This window comes from Mesorhizobium sp. USDA 4775, assembly GCF_054062655.1.
On the sequence record NZ_JBSSFM010000001.1, the window covers coordinates 1,556,984 to 1,573,197 of the forward strand.

Genomic DNA, 16,214 nt, shown 5'->3' on the forward strand with positions numbered 1-16,214 from the left:
CACTCACGCTAGAGCAGTTCCAGGAAAAGTGTGAGCGGTTTTCCGCCTGGAATTGCGTCAAAACAAAGAGTTAGAGCGGTTCGCCGTTTCCATGAAACGGTGAAACGCTCTAGCACGGGTTCCAGCATCGTGCAGCCGTGCCGGAACCAGATCAGTGGATCGGCACCATCCCGGCCAGCTCGCGCATGTCGTCGAACAGGATGCCGCCGGCCTCGATCAGGCCATCTCGGTCGGAATAGGGGTCGCCATGATAGGAAAACACCCGCATGCCGGCGGCGATACCGGCCTGCGTCCCGGCGACGCTGTCCTCGATGACGATGCAGTCGACGGGCGCGAAGCCCATGGTCTTGGCCGCATGCAGGAACAGGTCGGGGAACGGCTTGCCGCGCCCAACCATGGTCGAGGAAAACATCGCATGTTCGAACAATGGCAACAGCCCGGTCTGGCCGAGCGTGATGTGCATCTTCGAAATCCTGGCCGAGGTGGCCACGCAATAGGGGATGCCGGCCGCGCGGACCGTCTCAATGAATTCCCGGACATAGGGGATCGCCTCGACGCCATGGGAAAACAGGTCCGGCAGGCCGGCATTCCAGCGCTCGACGAAATCGGCGCCAAGCCGGACCTCGGTCGCCGCCTCGATCTCTTTCTGCACCGAAGCCATGCTGCGGCCGGAGAAATTCTTGCGGCAATATTCGAAGCTTGTCGGATAGCCGGCAGCCGCCAACCATTCGGCGAGGCGTCGATTGGCGAGATTCTCCGTATCGACGAGGATGCCGTCGCAGTCGAAGATAACCAGCTTTGGTATTTGCATCAGGCGGTGCCGGTCGATCCGAACCCGCCCGCACCACGCGCCGTGCCGCCAGCCAGCGAACGCTCTTCGACGGCCACCTGCGTCACCGCGGCGAAAACGATCTGGGCGATGCGCATGCCGCGCGTCACGGCAAAATCCTCGTCGCCGAGATTGATCAAAAGCACCTTCACCTCGCCGCGATAGTCGCTGTCGACCGTGCCGGGGGAGTTGAGCACGGTGAGGCCATGCTTGAAGGCAAGGCCGGAGCGCGGCCGCACCTGGCCTTCCATGCCTTCGGGAATCTCCAGGATCAGCCCGGTCGGCACCAAAGCCCGTTTTCCCGGCAGGATCAGCAGCGGCCGGTCGTCGGGTACCGCCGCGCGAAGATCCATGCCGGCGGCGCCGGTGCTTTCGTAGGCGGGGAGGGGAAGTCCTTCAGCATGCGGCAATCTGACGAAGCCGACGGTCGGACCGATGACGGAGGAGTTTTGGAGGGCTGCGCGCATAAAATCGATCCTATCGGCGCGATTGCCGATTCGGTCAATTCGCCCGCGCCGCTATCAACGGCTTTCTTTCAGGCATCACTATGACCTGAGCACGCTTTAGCGCACTTCCATTGGAACAATTGTCGTCTCTTTGATCTCCTCCATGACGAAGGAGGCGGACACATCGGACAGCGCCACCTTGGCGATCAGCCGCTGGTAGAGCCGGTCATAAGCCTTCACGTCGGCAACACGGGCACGCAGGACATAGTCGAGGTCGCCGGACATGCGGTAGACGCCGGTGATCTCGGGAAGGCTGGTCACCGCCGCCCGAAACTTCTGCAACCAGTCGGGATCATGGTTGGACGTACGGACCAGGATGAACACCGAAAGGCCAAGCCCGAGCTTGTCGGCATCGACCAGCGCCACGCGGCCGGTGATGACGCCATCCTCCTCCAGCCGCTTGACGCGCCGCCAACAGGCATTGCGCGACAAGGCCACCCGTTCCGACAGCTGGTCGACCGACAGCGTGCCGTCGCGTTGCAATTCGGCAAGCAGTTTTCGGTCTATTTCATCGATATCCAGCGCCATATTGGGATGTTTGTCCCACGGGATGACAAAACACAAGGACATTTTGGGACCGATGAACCGACGAAGCGTGTCAGGATACTTATATCGGAACGCAAGTGCTGAAGGGGATCTCAATGTCGGTCGCAAGCATGTTCACTTCTCACCCCGCCAAGGTCGGCGAAACCTATTTCGGCCATATGGCCTTTGCCGCCTGGTTCTCCTCGCGCCTGCTGCTGGCGGCGGGCGCCGCGCTCGTTCACGCTTTCTTGCCATTTCTCTTCGAGACTACCGCCAGCCGAATCGTCCGCGAGCTCTACGAACGGACGCACAACAGAGGCACACACGCGACCAAGGAGCCGGCGGGTCTCATGGATCGCGCCTAGAGGACGACAGAAGCGATGTGCCGGTGGGCGGCCTATCTCGGTGAAGCGGTCTTTCTTGAAGACATTCTCACGGCGCCCTGCCACTCGCTGATCGCCCAGAGCCATTGCGCCCAGGAAGCCAAGTCGCCGACCAATGGCGACGGTTTCGGCCTCGCCTGGTATGGCGACCGGCCGCAGCCCGGCCTCTACCGCGACATCCTGCCGGCCTGGTCCGATCCCAATCTGAAGAGCCTGTGCCGGCAGATCAAATCCGGCCTGTTCCTCGCCCATGTGCGGGCCTCGACCGGCGGCGCCACCAGCCGCATGAACTGCCATCCCTTCATCTCCGGTCCCTGGTCGTTCATGCACAACGGCCAGATCGGCGGCTTTGAAAAGATCCGCCGCGCGCTGGAGAATTCGCTGTCCGACGCCGTCTTCGACCAGCGCGAAGGCACCACCGATTCCGAACTGTTCTTCCTGCTGATGATCGACGAGGGATTGGCTGGCGACCCGCAAGGCGCGGTCTCGCGCGCCACTGCCCGTGTGCTCGACGCCTCGCGCCGCGCCGGCCTCGAACCGGCACTGAAACTCACCGCCGCCTTCTCGGACGGGCAGGCGCTGCACGCGGTGCGCTATGCCACCGACGCCCATGCACCGACGCTCTACACCTCCTCCTTGCGCAAAGGCGGCGGCCGCTGCATCGTCTCCGAACCTTTCGATCGCGAGGGTGGAGACTGGCAGGCGATCCCGCCGTCGAGCTTCGTCACCATGACTGGGGATGGCATGGCCATCCGTCCTTTCGCGCCCGCATCGGCCAGGCTGGCTGTGGCCGTCTAGTCGCACTTGCAGCTACGCCGGGGGCCAGCGCCCCCCTCTGTCCTCCCGGACATCTTCCCCACGGGGGGAGATCGGATGTCGCGACGGCTTTCGCCAATCTCCAACGTTGCAAGACTGAGCGAAGCGCCGAAGCTGCTAATCTCCCACTTGTGGGGTAGATGTCCGGCAGGACAGAGGGGGGGGCGCCGTAGAGTACCGACCTCAACAGACGGCCGGCGCAATTCCGATCAAACGCAGCCAAGCTCCGAATGCTCAACTCCGCTTGAAGTCGTGCCGCTGTCCGCCATTTTCCAACCAAGCGGCCAAGCCGGAGCCTTGATCATGAATCCCGTCTTCTCCACAACCGTCGAACTCGCCGCCGCCATCGCTCGGCGCAAAATCTCCGCCGTCGAAGCACTCGATGCCCATCTGGCGCAGATCGACCGGCACAATGAAGGCGTCAACGCAGTCATCTCGCTCGACAGGGAGGGCGCGTGCGAACGCGCAAAGAAGGCCGACGCGGCACTCGCGCGCGGCGCCACGCCCGGGCCGCTGCATGGCGTTCCCTTCACGCTGAAGGACATGCACGAAACCGTCGGCATGAAAACCACGGTCGGCTTCCCGCCCTTCGCCGACTATGTCGCGAGCCACGACAGCCCGGTCGTTGCGAGACTGAAGGCGGCCGGCGGTGTGCTGATGGCCAAGACCAATGTCGCCACCATGCTGTCGGACTGGCAGTCGGACAATCCGCTGTTCGGGCGCACCAGCAATCCATGGAACCTTGAGCGTACGGCGGGCGGCTCCAGCGGCGGCGCCGCGGCGGCGGTGGCGGCCGGCATGACATCGTTCGATGTCGGCACCGACATGCAGGATTCAATCCGGCTGCCGGCCGCCTTCTGCGGCGTCTACGGCATGAAGCCGACCGAACACCGCGTCTCGCTGGCCGGCGCCTTCCCAAATCCTGGCAATGCCGCGCGCAGCGTGCGGCTGATGTCCTGCCTCGGCCCGCTGGCGCGCGGCGTGGATGACCTGTCGCTGATCTATCAAATCATCGCCGGGCCGGATGGGCGTGACGCCGATCTGGCGCCGGTGCCGGTCGAGACCACGCCGAAGCTCGACCTGAAGACATTGCGCATTGCCTTCGCGCCGTCCTTCCCCGGCTTGCCGGTGGCCGGCGCTATCGGCGTCGCGGTCGAAAACCTCGCAAGTCAGTTGCAATCGGCCGGCGCCCTCGTCGCGGAAGCGAAACTGCCCAGGCTCGACGTGCACGACGATCTCGCACAGGGCGGCGAGCTGATCGGGATGATGATGGAGGCCGCACAGCCGGAGCCGCCGGAGCGACCGACACCGATCTCGCGCTGGTTCAAAGCGCTCGCCCGCCGCGACACATCCATTCTCGCCTGGGATCGGTTTTTCGACGACTGGGACGCGCTGCTCTGCCCGGTGGCGATGACCACGGCCTTTCCACATTGCGAGCCGGGCACGCCGATCAAGGTCGACGGCAAGGATCAGGACTACTGGATGCTGCCGGCCTATGGCGCCGTCTTCAACTACAGCGGCCATCCGGCACTTTCGATGCCATGCGGAGAAGACCGCGACGGCCTGCCGATCGGCCTGCAACTGGTCGGCAAACGCTGGTCGGAGGCGCGGCTTCTTGGTGTCGCGGCGGCCATTGAGCCGCTTACCAGGGGCTTTCGCCGCCCGCCGGCCTATTGAGCAAAGCGCGACAGCCCATAGGGCGCCAGCAGCGGGTCGCGCTCGCCGTCGAGGATTTCCCGGGCCGCAAACAGGCCGACGGCCGGCGCCAGCGTGATGCCCGAATGCATCACCGCGACATAGAGCCCGTCCATGCCCTCGGCGCGGCCGATGATCGGAAAGCCGTCGATCGGATGGGGGCGGTAGCCGATGGTGTGGAAATCGAGTTCCAGCCCCTCGGCGCCGCGCAACGCCGCCTTCGTCACCGCGAACAGGTCGCGCGCCGTCGCTTCGGGGTTCTGGCCGGGATCGCCGCCGGCGAAATCCGAGCCGGCGATGATGCGGCCCTCGGCCGTCTGGCGCACATGCAGCCTCTCGGCGTGCACCAGGCCGTTGAGCAGCTTCTTGTGGGGCCGCGAATGGACGATCAGGCCGGGCGGCGTTTCGATCGGCAGCTTGATGCCGGCCGTCGCGCGGCGATGTCGGGAGAGCCGACGCCAGCGGCGATCACCACCTCGTCGGCGGCAATCAGCCCATGCGACGTGTCCACGCCGGTCGTCCTGCCGTTGGCCTGGGCCAGCGCCGAGACCGTGCTGGCAATGACCCCCGCGCCATGCCGTTCGGCATCCGCCAGCAAGGCCCTGGCCGTCGCAACCGGCTCGGCCACGCCTTCCTCCGCGACATAAACAGCGAATTCAGGAGGCTCGACGAGGTTGGGTTCGATTTGCGCCGCCCGCTCGCGGCCAACGCGTTCGATGCCGTAGCCCCATGAAGAATGTTCGGCCGCGTAGGCTTCGAGCCGGTCGGCCGGCAGGTCCCAGCATAGCCCGCCGCACCAGGCGAGCGGCAGCCCAGGCAACTCGTTCGCCAGTCGCCTCCACTCGGCCATGGCGCGGGTGCGCAGCCGGAAATAGATTTCGGGGTTACCCCAGCTGGCGTTGATCCAGGCAAAGGAATTGGGCGTCGCGACACCACCCGCGCCGCTTTCGGAAATGACCGTGACCTGCGCTCCTGCCCTGGTCAGATGCCAGGCGATCGAGGCGCCGATAATGCCGGCGCCTATGACGATCACTTGTTTCACCGCAGCCATGTTCACTCCTTTACCTGTTGTCCGCCGAGGACGCTCTTGCAGTGCCACCCCATTCGTCGCTTGCCAACATCGGACACGGTAAAAATATGCGCTTGACAGCAATACGTACGTACGTATTATTTGAACATGGCTAGACAATCACTCCGCGAAAAACTTCTCGACGCCGGTTTCCGGACCATCTGGAATTCAGGTTATGCCGCCGCTGGCGTGCGCGACATCGTTGCCGCCGCCGACGCCAGGCCGGGATCCTTCACCAACCATTTCGCCTCCAAGGAGGCGTTCGTCGGCGAAGTGCTGGACCGCTACTTCACCTATGTCAGCGGGCTGGCCGAGGCTGCGCTGGCGCAGGACGGCACGCCGCCCATAGGCAGGCTGCGCCGCTACCTCGACGTCATCACCTCGAAGCTCGAGGCGCATGACTGGGCGCGCGGCTGCATGATCGGCAATCTCAGCCTTGAGACAGCCGTGCACAGCGAGCCGTTGCGTTTGCAGCTCGTCGCCATCTTCGAGCGCTGGCGCCAGCCATTCGCCGTCTGCATCGCCGAAGGCCAGGCGGCCGGCGACATCGCCAAGACCTTCGAGGCCGAGGACCTCGCCGACTTCCTGCTGTCGTCCTGGCAGGGCGCCATGCTGCGCATGAAGGTTGAGCGCAGCCCCGAACCGCTCGAGCGGTTCAAGAAAGTCATCTTCAGCACGGTGTTTGCAAAGGAGCCGACCCCATGAGTTCGAAAGCCAACCCGCCTCAGCCGTTCGCCACCGCGCCGAGACGCTTGCAGATTCCCGTACTCGATTCGACCATGTCCTATGTCGAGGCGGGAGCGTCCGGCCCGATCGTGCTGTTCCTGCATGGCAACCCGACCTCGTCCCATATCTGGCGCAACATCATCCCGCATGTCGCCCCGTTCGGCCGCTGCATCGCGCCTGACCTGATCGGCTATGGCCAGTCCGGCAAGCCCGATATCGACTATCGCTTCTTCGACCATGTCCGCTATCTCGATGCTTTCCTCGACGCGCTCGACATCAGGGATGTTGTGCTGGTCGCGCAGGATTGGGGCACGGCCCTTGCCTTCCATCTAGCGGCAAGGCGGCCGCAGCGCATCCTCGGCCTCGCCTTCATGGAATTCATCCGGCCCTTCGAGCGCTGGGAGGATTTTCACCAGCGCCCGCAAGCCCGCGAAATGTTCAAGGCGCTCCGCACGCCCGGCGTCGGCGAAAAGCTGGTCCTGGAAGACAATGTCTTCGTCGAGAAAGTGCTGCCGGCCTCGGTGCTGCGCACGATGAGTGACGACGAGATGGACGCTTACCGGGCACCGTTCCCGACGCTGCAATCGCGCAAGCCGGTGCTGCGCCTGCCCCGGGAAATGCCCATCGAAGGCCGGCCCGCCGACGTTGCCGCCATCAGCCAGCACGACCATCGCGCGCTGCGGCTGTCCACCTATCCGAAACTGCTGTTCGCGGGCGATCCGGGCGCGCTGATCGGGCCGCAGGCCGCGCGCGAATTCGCGGCCGGTTTGAAGAACTGCGGTTTCATCAATCTCGGGCCTGGTGCGCACTATCTGCAGGAGGATCATGCCGACGCGATAGGCGGCGCCATCGCCAGCTGGCTTCCGGAGGTCGTTTTGGCGAACCGGATGGGCGAGCTGGCCTGAGGCAAGCCATGGCATCCGGGGGCGTCCGCGCCGCCGGACCGGTCGACAGCCCGGCACTACGCTGCTAGAAGCCCGGCCTGTCACACGGAAATCCCAGAGAATGCCCGAAACAATACCAGAGGAAGTGGCGCGCCGCCGCACCTTCGCGATCATCGCGCACCCCGACGCCGGCAAGACGACGCTCACCGAAAAGCTGCTGCTGTTCGGCGGTGCCATTCAGCTTGCCGGCGAGGTCAAGGCCAAGAAGGACAAGATCCAGACCCGGTCCGACTGGATGAAGATCGAGCGCGAGCGCGGCATTTCGGTCGTCACCTCGGTGATGACCTTCGAGTATGAAGACAATGTCTTCAACCTGCTCGACACGCCTGGCCACGAGGATTTCGCCGACGATACCTACCGCACGCTGTCGGCGGTCGACTCGGCCGTCATGGTCATCGACGCCGCCAAGGGCATCGAGCCGCGCACGCTGAAACTGTTCGAAGTCTGCCGGCTGCGCGACATTCCGATCATCACCTTCGTCAACAAGATGGACCGCGAAAGCCGCGACCCGTTCGAGATTCTGGACGAGATCGAGCAGAAGCTGGCGCTGGACACCGCACCTATCACCTGGCCGATCGGCCGCGGCAGGACGTTTTCCGGAACCTATCACCTGGCGTTGAACGCAGTGCGCAAGGGCGACGACGAGAAGGAACGTACGCCGGTCAACGGCCCCGATTCCAACCGCGTCGCCGGGCTGCTGCCGGAAAACGAGCGCGAGGCCTTCATCGAGGAACTGGAACTCGCGCGGGAAGCGTGCCGCCCCCTCGACATCGATGCCTTCCGCGAGGGCCATCTGACGCCGGTCTATTTTGGCTCGGCGCTGCGCAATTACGGCGTGCGCGACCTGATCGAGGCGCTCGGCGCCTTCGGCCCGCCGCCGCGCGCGCAGCAGGCCGACACCCGCAAGGTCGAGGCGACCGAGGACAAGATGACCTCCTTCGTCTTCAAGATCCAGGCCAACATGGACCCCAACCACCGCGACCGTATCGCTTTCGTGCGCGTCTGCTCGGGCAAGCTCGAGCGCGGCATGAAGGCCAAGCTGGTGCGCACCGGCAAGCCGATGAGCCTGTCGGCGCCGCAATTCTTCTTCGCCCGCACCCGCGTCACGGCGGATGAAGCCTTTGCCGGCGACGTCGTCGGCATTCCCAACCACGGCACGCTGCGCATCGGCGACACGCTGACCGAGGGCGAGGAAATTCTTTTCAGGGGCGTGCCGAACTTCGCCCCGGAAATCCTGCGCCGCGTGCGCCTCGGCGACGCCATGAAGGCGAAGAAACTCAAGGAAGCGCTGCACCAGATGGCCGAGGAAGGCGTCGTGCAGTTGTTCTCGCCCGAGGATGGCTCACCGGCCATCGTCGGCGTCGTCGGCGCCCTGCAGCTCGACGTGTTGAAGGAGCGGCTGAACTTCGAATACACGCTGCCGGTCGAGTTCGAAATGTCGCGCTTTTCCGTCTGCCGCTGGATCTCGGCCGACGACAAGGCCGAGACGCTTCGCTTTATCGAGGCGCATCGCGGCGACATCGCCAGGGACCTCGATAACGACCCGGTGTTCCTGGCCCAGCACGCTTTCTCGCTGAACTACGAAGCCGAGCGCTGGAAAGCGATCCGCTTCGCCACCATCAAGGACTACCAGGTCCGCGACAAGGCGGCGTGAGCTGTGTTTCTTCCTTCTCCCCTTGTGGGAGAAGGTGTCGCCGAAGGCGAACGGATGAGGGTGTTCCAGGGAACGCCAACGTCTCACTCCGCTGGAACACCCCTCATCCGTCTCGGCGCTGCGCGCCGATCCACCTTCTCCCTCAGGGGGAGAAGGAAAGATCGCGCGCTTCTCACCCCTTCGCCGCCTCTTCGAGCTTGGCGATGTCGATCTTGCCCATCTGCATCATCGCATTCATCGCCCGGCCGGCCTTGGCGCGGTCCGCATCCCCGAGCAGGCGCGGCAGCTGCTCCGGCACGACCTGCCAGGAAACGCCGAATTTGTCCTTCAGCCAGCCACAGGGTCCTGGTTCGCCGCCACCCTCCGTGAGCCTGGTCCAGAAATGATCAACTTCTTCCTGCGTCTTGCAGTCGATCGACAGTGAGATCGCCTCGGTGAACTTGTATTGTGGTCCGCCATTGAGCGCCAGGAACGGGACACCGTCGAGTTCGAACGAGGCCACCAGCACCTTGCCCTCATCAGCGTGGCCCTTGGGCCAACGCGTCACGCTCAGCTCCTTCGAATTCTTGAAGATGGACATGTAATGGTTCATCGCCTCCTCGGCCTGTCCGTCGAACCACAGGAAGGTGGTGATCTTCTGCATGCGTTTCTCCTCGTTTTCTCTTCGGGGTGCTTGGGGTGAAGGAAGCGTCAGGCGGCGCCCTTGGCAGCGTCCTGCAGGGAAGCAAGGTAGGCGTCGAGCTGGGCATAGCTCTCGCCCATGCCGCGAGTCATGCCGGTGCCGAGCGCGCCGTCGCGGGCCGCTTGCGAGGCGTAAAGCACCGTCTGCGTCAGCAGCGTTTTTCCGGCCTGTTCGGTGAAGACCACGGTCCCTATGGTTTCGCCACCCGTCCAGTCCTCGTCGAACAGTTCGGTGGCGACGATCCTGGCTGGCCGCACGATTTCGCGATAGGCGCCGCTCATGCCCATGCTGCGGCCATCGCGGTGCTGCCAGACGTAGCGCGTGGCGCCGCCAACCCTGAGGTCGATTTCACAGATCGCCAGCCTCCAGCCATCGGGGCCGTGCAGCCAGCCCTTCAGCAGCTCCGGTATCGTCCAACAGTCGAAGACCATCGGCCGTGACGCGTCGAAGATGCGGGTGATCTGGACCTCGCGGTCGCTGGGCGTCGTCACCGTCAGCGTGGCGACGGTCGAACCGGGCAAGGTTGTGGTGCTCATGATGGTCCGCCTCCTATTTGCCAAAGGACGTGCGACAGGCCGGTGATCCGACACAGGCCGCGACCTTTTTCGGCTATTGGTCGGTACTGTCGGGGGCTTTCTCGGCCTTCATAGCGCCGAGCAACGCGTCGAGGCGCTGGAAGTTGCCTTCCCAGATCTTGCGATAGCGCTCCAGCCAGTCATTGGCCTCTGCCAACGGTTTTGCCTCCAACCGGCACGGCCGGCGCTGCGCGTCGCGGCCGCGTGAAATCAGCCCGGCGTTTTCCAGCACCTTTAGATGCTTGGAAATCGAGGGCTGGCTCATCGCGAAGGGCTCGGCGAGTTCCATCACGGATGCTTCGCCCTGGATGAGCCGGGCAAGAATGGCGCGGCGCGTCGGATCGGCGAGTGCGGCAAAAGTGGCGTCCAGCTGGTCCATCGGATGTCCATAGCCAAAAGGGTATATACCTGATTGGCTATATACACGCGAGCTCCGCTCGTCAACCGCCCATCCGGATTTCGTGGCGCATTGCAAAAATGTGGCCAGACCATACTTGCGCGTCTATAAAGCCAGCGATCCGAATTCAGCTCCGCCGCGCCATTCCCGGGCCGAGGCCAGCCACCAAGGAAAAAACATGCCTGCCTATCGCTCCCGCACCACCACCCATGGCCGCAACATGGCCGGCGCACGCGGCCTTTGGCGCGCCACCGGCATGAAGGATTCCGATTTCGGCAAGCCGATTATCGCCGTGGTCAATTCCTTCACCCAATTCGTGCCGGGCCATGTGCATTTGAAGGACCTCGGCCAACTGGTGGCACGCGAGATCGAGAAGGCCGGCGGCGTTGCCAAGGAATTCAACACCATCGCGGTCGATGACGGCATCGCCATGGGCCATGACGGCATGCTCTATTCGCTGCCGTCGCGCGAGCTGATCGCCGATTCCGTCGAATACATGGTCAATGCGCACTGCGCCGACGCCATGGTCTGCATCTCCAATTGCGACAAGATCACCCCCGGCATGCTGATGGCGTCGCTGCGCCTCAACATTCCGACCGTCTTCGTCTCCGGCGGGCCGATGGAAGCCGGCAAGGTGGTGCTGGGCGGCAAGACGCAGGCGCTCGACCTGGTCGACGCCATGGTCGCGGCCGCCGACGACAAGATCTCCGACGAGGACGTCAAGGTCATCGAGCGCTCGGCCTGTCCGACTTGCGGCTCCTGCTCGGGCATGTTCACCGCCAATTCCATGAACTGCCTGACCGAGGCGCTCGGACTGTCGCTGCCGGGCAACGGCTCGACATTGGCCACGCATGCCGACCGCAAGCGGCTGTTCGTCGAGGCTGGCCATCTCGTCGTCGATCTCGCCCAGCGCTATTACGAGCAGGAAGACGAGACGGCACTGCCGCGCACCATCGCGTCGAAGGGCGCCTTCGAAAACGCCATGACGCTCGACATCGCCATGGGCGGCTCGACCAACACCGTGCTGCACATTTTGGCCGCCGCCCATGAGGGCGAGGTCGATTTCACGATGGAGGACATCGACCGGCTGTCGCGGCGGGTTCCGGTGCTCTGCAAGGTCGCGCCGGCCAAGTCCGACGTCCACATGGAAGACGTTCATCGCGCCGGCGGCATCATGGCCATCCTCGGCCAGCTCGACAATGCCGGGCTGATCAACCGCGACCTGCCGACCGTGCACACATCAAGCCTCGGCGAGGCGCTCGACCATTGGGATATTTCCCGCACCTCCAGCCAGAATGTCCGCGACTTCTTCCTTGCCGCGCCCGGCGGCGTGCCGACACAGGTCGCTTTCAGCCAGGACCGCCGCTGGGACGATCTCGATCTCGATCGTGAAAAGGGTGTCATCCGTTCGGCGGAAACGCCGTTCTCTAGGGATGGCGGCCTTGCGGTGCTGAAAGGCAATCTGGCGCTCGACGGCTGCATCGTGAAGACGGCCGGCGTCGATGAGTCGATCCTGAAATTCACCGGCCCGGCGCGGGTGTTCGAAAGCCAGGACGCTTCGGTCAAGGCAATCCTTTCCAACGAGATCAAGGCAGGCGACGTCGTCGTCATCCGCTATGAGGGCCCGCGTGGCGGCCCCGGCATGCAGGAGATGCTCTACCCGACCAGCTATCTGAAGTCGAAGGGCCTCGGCAAGGCCTGCGCACTGGTCACTGACGGCCGTTTCTCCGGCGGCACGTCGGGCCTGTCGATCGGCCATGCGTCGCCGGAAGCCGCCGAAGGCGGCACGATCGGACTGGTGCAGGAGGGTGACACGATCGAGATCGACATCCCCAACCGCACCATCCGCCTCGCCGTCAGCGACGCCGAACTCGACAGCCGCCGGGCGGCGATGGAAGCCAAGGGCGTCCTGGCCTGGAAGCCCGAGGAAAAGCGCAAGCGCAAGGTGACGACCGCATTGCGCGCCTACGCCGCCTTCGCCACCAGCGCCGACAAGGGCGCGGTGCGGCACGTGCCGGAGTAGCGCGGTTCTTCCTTCTCCCCTTGTGGGAGAAGGTGTCGCCGAAGGCGACGGATGAGGGGTGTTCCAGGGAACGCTAACGCCTCACTCCGCTGGAACACCCCTCATCCGTCTCGGCGCTGCGCGCCGATCCACCTTCCCCCACAAGGGGGGAAGGAAGAGGCGGCACTATGGCATCAGCTGATATTCATAAAGCTTCTGGTAAAGCCCGCCCTGCGTGAGCAGAGCACGATGCGGCCCGCTCTCCACCACCTTGCCGCCCTCCAGCACGACGATCGTGTCGGCCTGGTGCACGGTCGACAGGCGGTGGGCGATGACGATCGTCGTGCGGCCTTGGGTCAGCTGCTGCAGCGCGTCGCGGAACAGCGCTTCGGATTCGGCGTCGAGCGCGCTGGTCGCCTCGTCCAGCAGCAGTATTTTGGCATTGCGCAGCATGGCGCGCGCGATCGAGATGCGTTGGCGCTGACCGCCCGACAAGAGGCCGCCATTCTCGCCGACATCGGTCTCGTAGCCCTTCGCCTGCGCCATGATGAAGTCATGCGCGTTGGCGGCCTTGGCCGCGGCGATCACCTCATCATCAGTCGCGTCCTGCCGCCCAAGCCGGATGTTGTGCATGATGGTGCCGGCAAACAGGAACGTGTCCTGGCTGACATAGGCGATCTTTTCCCGCAGTGAAGCGAGCGTGGCATGGGAAATGTCCTGGCCGTCGAGCAAGACCTTGCCGCTGTTCGGGTCATACATGCGCATGATCAGGTTCAGGATCGTCGACTTGCCGCCGCCGGAAGGCCCGACCAGCGCCGTCATCTTGCCCGCTTCAAGGGTCAGGTCGAACCGGTCGAGCACCGGCGGACCGTTCTGATAGGCGAAGCTGACGGCATCGAACCGGATCTCGCCCGGTCCAGTCCGAAGCGGCTTTGCATCGGGCTTCTCGGCCAGTGTCAGCGGCTCGTCGGCGAGCTGGAACATCATGCGCACGCCGACAATGCCGCTTTCCAGTGAGATGCGCACGCGCGCCAGGCGCTTTGCCGGTTCATAGGCGAGCAGCAGCGCCGCGATGAACGCCATGATGTTGCCAGGCATCTGGCCGCCCTGCAGAACCAGCAAGCCGCTGACCATGACGGCGCCGGCGATCGCCAGCCCGGCCAGCGTCTCCATCACCGGGCTGGTCACCGCTTCCAGCGCGGCAATGTTGTTGGCCCGATCCTCGACGTCTGCCACCGCCTTGTACATGCGCTTGCGCATCAAGCTTTCGAGGTTGAAGGATTTGACTACGCGCACGCCGATAGCGGTTTCCTGCATCACCTGAATGATCTGGCCAACCGAGCGGAACTCCATGGCGGCGAACTTGCGCACACGCTTCAGGATGCGGTTGACGCCATAGATGGCCACAGGCCCGGCGACGAAGCAGATCAGCGACAGCACCGGCTGCTGCCAGACCATGACACCAATCAAGGCAAGCAGGGTCACCAGATCGCGCACATAGGAGGTCACGATCAGGTCGAGCACGTTGCGTGCCGCCTGGGCATTGTTGGTCATGCGGGTGATCAGATCGGATGACGAGGTCGAATGGTAGAATTCGATGCCTTGCGCCAGGATGCGGTCGTAGATCTTGCGCTGCCGGTCGGCGATGATGGCATTGCCGACGCGGCTCATGAAATAGGCCTGGACGAAATTGGCGAGGCCCTTGAGGATGAAGATCCCGGCGACCGCCGCGGCAATCATGTTGACGCGGTCGACCCGTTTGTCGATCACGAATTCATTGGTGATTTCGCGCAGGATCCAGGCGCTGGCGGCGGTCATGCCGGCCACCACCAGCATCGAAAGAATGGCCGCGCCATATCCGAACATATGCTCCCGGAACGATTCCCTGACCAGCCTTGCGACGAGGCGCTGGTTTTCCGTCGAGCGGAAGAAACGAAACAAAGGCCGATCCTTGGTGGCGGAATGACGAAGGCGGCTTATAGAGGGAGTTGTCCCCGGATGGAACCATTGGAGGCTTCTGGAAAGAAACCGCTGCGTCATGCGGTCTTTTGGGACACCATGGCAAAGTGATTCTTCAGGCGAGATGACGACAGATGGATTTCGACCTTATCGTTCGTGGTGGCACGCTGCCGGATGGCAGGATTGCCGATATCGGCATTAGCGACGAGACGATCGCGGCGATCGAGCCCGAATTGCAGGGTTCCGCCCGGACCGAGGTCGATGCCAGCGGGAATCTGGTCTCGCCCCCCTTTGTCGATCCGCATTTCCACATGGATGCCACGCTGTCCTATGGTATTCCGCGCATCAACGCCTCGGGCACGCTGCTGGAAGGCATTGCGCTATGGGGTGAGCTGAAGCCGCTTTTGACGCATGAGGCGGTGCGCGACCGGGCGCTCGCCTATTGCGACTGGGCGGTGTCGATGGGCCTGCTGGCCATCCGCACCCATGTCGACGTCTGCGACGACAGGCTGCTGGCGGTCGAGGCCCTGCTCGACGTCAAGAAAACGATCGCGCCCTATATCGACCTCCAGCTCGTGGCCTTTCCGCAGGACGGTTTCTACCGCTCGCCGAAGGCGCGTGAAAACACAATCCGTGCGCTGGACATGGGCGTCGATATCGTCGGCGGCATTCCGCATTTCGAGCGTACCATGGCCGACGGCACGCGCTCGGTGACAGAACTGTGCGAGATCGCGGCCAAACGTGGCCTGATGGTCGACCTGCATTGCGACGAGACCGACGACCCGCTGTCGCGCCACATCGAGCAACTGGCCTATGAAACGCAGCGCCTTGGCCTGCAGGGCAAGGTGGCCGGCTCGCACCTCACCTCGATGCATTCGATGGACAATTACTATGTCTCGAAGCTGCTGCCGCTGATCGCCGAGGCCGGCGTTTCGGCTATCCCCAATCCGCTGATCAACATCATGCTGCAGGGCCGCCACGATACATTCCCGAAGCGCCGCGGCCTGACCCGGGTCAAGGAGATGCAGGCGATCGGCATCCGTGTCGGCTGGGGTCAGGATTGCGTGCTCGATCCCTGGTATTCGCTGGGCACCGCCGACATGCTCGACGTCGCCTTCATGGGCCTGCACGTCGCGCAGATGTCGAGCCCGGCCGACATGGCGCGCTGCTTCGACATGGTCACCAACGTCAACGCCGCCATCATGGGTCTCGACCACCTCGGCCTCGCCGTCGGCAAGCGCGCCAGCCTTGTCATCCTCGACGCCGGCAATCCGATCGAGGCCCTGCGCCTGCGCGCCGAGCGCATCTGCGTCATCGCCAGGGGCAAGGTGGTGGCGGAACGGACGCGGCAGGATACAAGGCTTTCCATCCCGGGCCGGCCGGCGCTGGTCAACCGCAGGCACAAAGCCACGTAGGCCCAGCCGATTCCCGGTCCTGGTCTCGCGATTTCCC

The 16,214-nt window shown here is 64.1% G+C and carries 15 protein-coding genes and 1 pseudogene; 8 read left to right on the top strand and 8 right to left on the bottom strand.

Features of this window, described 5'->3' with window-relative positions; genetic code table 11:
- Positions 1-151: 151 nt before the first annotated feature.
- The 3 genes from ACVILI_RS07725 to ACVILI_RS07735 all read right to left on the bottom strand — a co-directional run bounded on the left by ACVILI_RS07725 (position 152) and on the right by ACVILI_RS07735 (position 1,863).
- Positions 152-811 carry an HAD family hydrolase gene (locus ACVILI_RS07725; protein ID WP_019862913.1) on the bottom strand — a complete coding sequence of 220 codons (660 nt, stop codon included), beginning with the start codon at positions 809-811 and terminating at the stop codon, positions 152-154.
- Positions 811-1,296 carry a dUTP diphosphatase gene (dut, locus tag ACVILI_RS07730; protein ID WP_019862914.1) on the bottom strand — a complete coding sequence of 162 codons (486 nt, stop codon included), beginning with the start codon at positions 1,294-1,296 and terminating at the stop codon, positions 811-813. Before dut ends, ACVILI_RS07725 begins: the two co-directional genes overlap by 1 nt.
- A gap of 96 nt (positions 1,297-1,392) precedes the next feature.
- Complete coding sequence (locus ACVILI_RS07735; RefSeq protein ID WP_038651846.1) at positions 1,393-1,863, bottom strand: Lrp/AsnC family transcriptional regulator; 471 nt, start codon at positions 1,861-1,863, stop codon at positions 1,393-1,395.
- 113 nt (positions 1,864-1,976) lie between these two features.
- Between ACVILI_RS07735 and ACVILI_RS07740 the strand changes: the two genes are divergently transcribed.
- The 3 genes from ACVILI_RS07740 to ACVILI_RS07750 all read left to right on the top strand — a co-directional run bounded on the left by ACVILI_RS07740 (position 1,977) and on the right by ACVILI_RS07750 (position 4,736).
- On the top strand, positions 1,977-2,225 hold the full coding sequence (locus tag ACVILI_RS07740) for a DUF6356 family protein (RefSeq protein ID WP_038651849.1): 249 nt from the start codon (positions 1,977-1,979) through the stop codon (positions 2,223-2,225).
- A gap of 15 nt (positions 2,226-2,240) precedes the next feature.
- Positions 2,241-3,041, top strand: coding sequence for a class II glutamine amidotransferase (locus tag ACVILI_RS07745; RefSeq protein ID WP_019862917.1), 801 nt, complete (start codon positions 2,241-2,243; stop codon positions 3,039-3,041).
- Positions 3,042-3,362: 321 nt separating this feature from the next.
- Positions 3,363-4,736 carry an amidase gene (locus ACVILI_RS07750; RefSeq protein WP_457102377.1) on the top strand — a complete coding sequence of 458 codons (1,374 nt, stop codon included), beginning with the start codon at positions 3,363-3,365 and terminating at the stop codon, positions 4,734-4,736.
- On the opposite strand, the pseudogene ACVILI_RS07755 reads toward ACVILI_RS07750, so the two are convergent.
- A pseudogene (locus tag ACVILI_RS07755) lies at positions 4,730-5,805 on the bottom strand (NAD(P)/FAD-dependent oxidoreductase). The gene ACVILI_RS07750 and the pseudogene ACVILI_RS07755 overlap by 7 nt on opposite strands.
- A 126-nt stretch (positions 5,806-5,931) precedes the next feature.
- Here ACVILI_RS07755 and ACVILI_RS07760 point away from each other — a divergent pair.
- The 3 genes from ACVILI_RS07760 (at position 5,932) to ACVILI_RS07770 (ending at position 9,147) form a co-directional block, all read left to right on the top strand.
- Positions 5,932-6,528 carry a TetR/AcrR family transcriptional regulator gene (locus ACVILI_RS07760; RefSeq protein WP_038651852.1) on the top strand — a complete coding sequence of 199 codons (597 nt, stop codon included), beginning with the start codon at positions 5,932-5,934 and terminating at the stop codon, positions 6,526-6,528.
- Complete coding sequence (locus ACVILI_RS07765; RefSeq protein ID WP_084791736.1) at positions 6,525-7,454, top strand: haloalkane dehalogenase; 930 nt, start codon at positions 6,525-6,527, stop codon at positions 7,452-7,454. Before ACVILI_RS07760 ends, ACVILI_RS07765 begins: the two co-directional genes overlap by 4 nt.
- Positions 7,455-7,554: 100 nt before the next feature.
- Positions 7,555-9,147, top strand: coding sequence for a peptide chain release factor 3 (locus tag ACVILI_RS07770; RefSeq protein ID WP_038651854.1), 1,593 nt, complete (start codon positions 7,555-7,557; stop codon positions 9,145-9,147).
- Positions 9,148-9,319: 172 nt separating this feature from the next.
- Here ACVILI_RS07770 and ACVILI_RS07775 read toward each other — a convergent pair whose 3' ends face one another.
- The 3 genes from ACVILI_RS07775 to ACVILI_RS07785 form a co-directional block, all read right to left on the bottom strand.
- Entirely contained in the window at positions 9,320-9,790 is a 471-nt protein-coding gene (locus ACVILI_RS07775; RefSeq protein ID WP_019862924.1) for a VOC family protein, read from the bottom strand.
- Positions 9,791-9,837: 47 nt separating this feature from the next.
- On the bottom strand, positions 9,838-10,365 hold the full coding sequence (locus ACVILI_RS07780; protein WP_051726897.1) for an SRPBCC family protein: 528 nt from the start codon (positions 10,363-10,365) through the stop codon (positions 9,838-9,840).
- Positions 10,366-10,438: 73 nt separating this feature from the next.
- Positions 10,439-10,783: an ArsR/SmtB family transcription factor gene (locus ACVILI_RS07785; protein ID WP_019862926.1), complete on the bottom strand. Its 345-nt coding sequence runs from the start codon at positions 10,781-10,783 to the stop codon at positions 10,439-10,441.
- Positions 10,784-10,979: 196 nt separating this feature from the next.
- Between ACVILI_RS07785 and ilvD the strand changes: the two genes are divergently transcribed.
- Positions 10,980-12,824: a dihydroxy-acid dehydratase gene (ilvD, locus tag ACVILI_RS07790; RefSeq protein ID WP_038653783.1), complete on the top strand. Its 1,845-nt coding sequence runs from the start codon at positions 10,980-10,982 to the stop codon at positions 12,822-12,824.
- Positions 12,825-12,989: 165 nt separating this feature from the next.
- Here the strand turns inward: ilvD and ACVILI_RS07795 are convergent, their stop codons facing one another.
- Positions 12,990-14,744: an ABC transporter ATP-binding protein gene (locus ACVILI_RS07795; RefSeq protein WP_038651860.1), complete on the bottom strand. Its 1,755-nt coding sequence runs from the start codon at positions 14,742-14,744 to the stop codon at positions 12,990-12,992.
- Positions 14,745-14,896: 152 nt separating this feature from the next.
- Between ACVILI_RS07795 and ACVILI_RS07800 the strand changes: the two genes are divergently transcribed.
- Positions 14,897-16,177 (top strand): amidohydrolase family protein, encoded by a 1,281-nt coding sequence (locus ACVILI_RS07800; RefSeq protein ID WP_019862929.1) that lies wholly within the window; start codon positions 14,897-14,899, stop codon positions 16,175-16,177.
- The last annotated feature ends 37 nt before the right edge of the window (positions 16,178-16,214 follow it).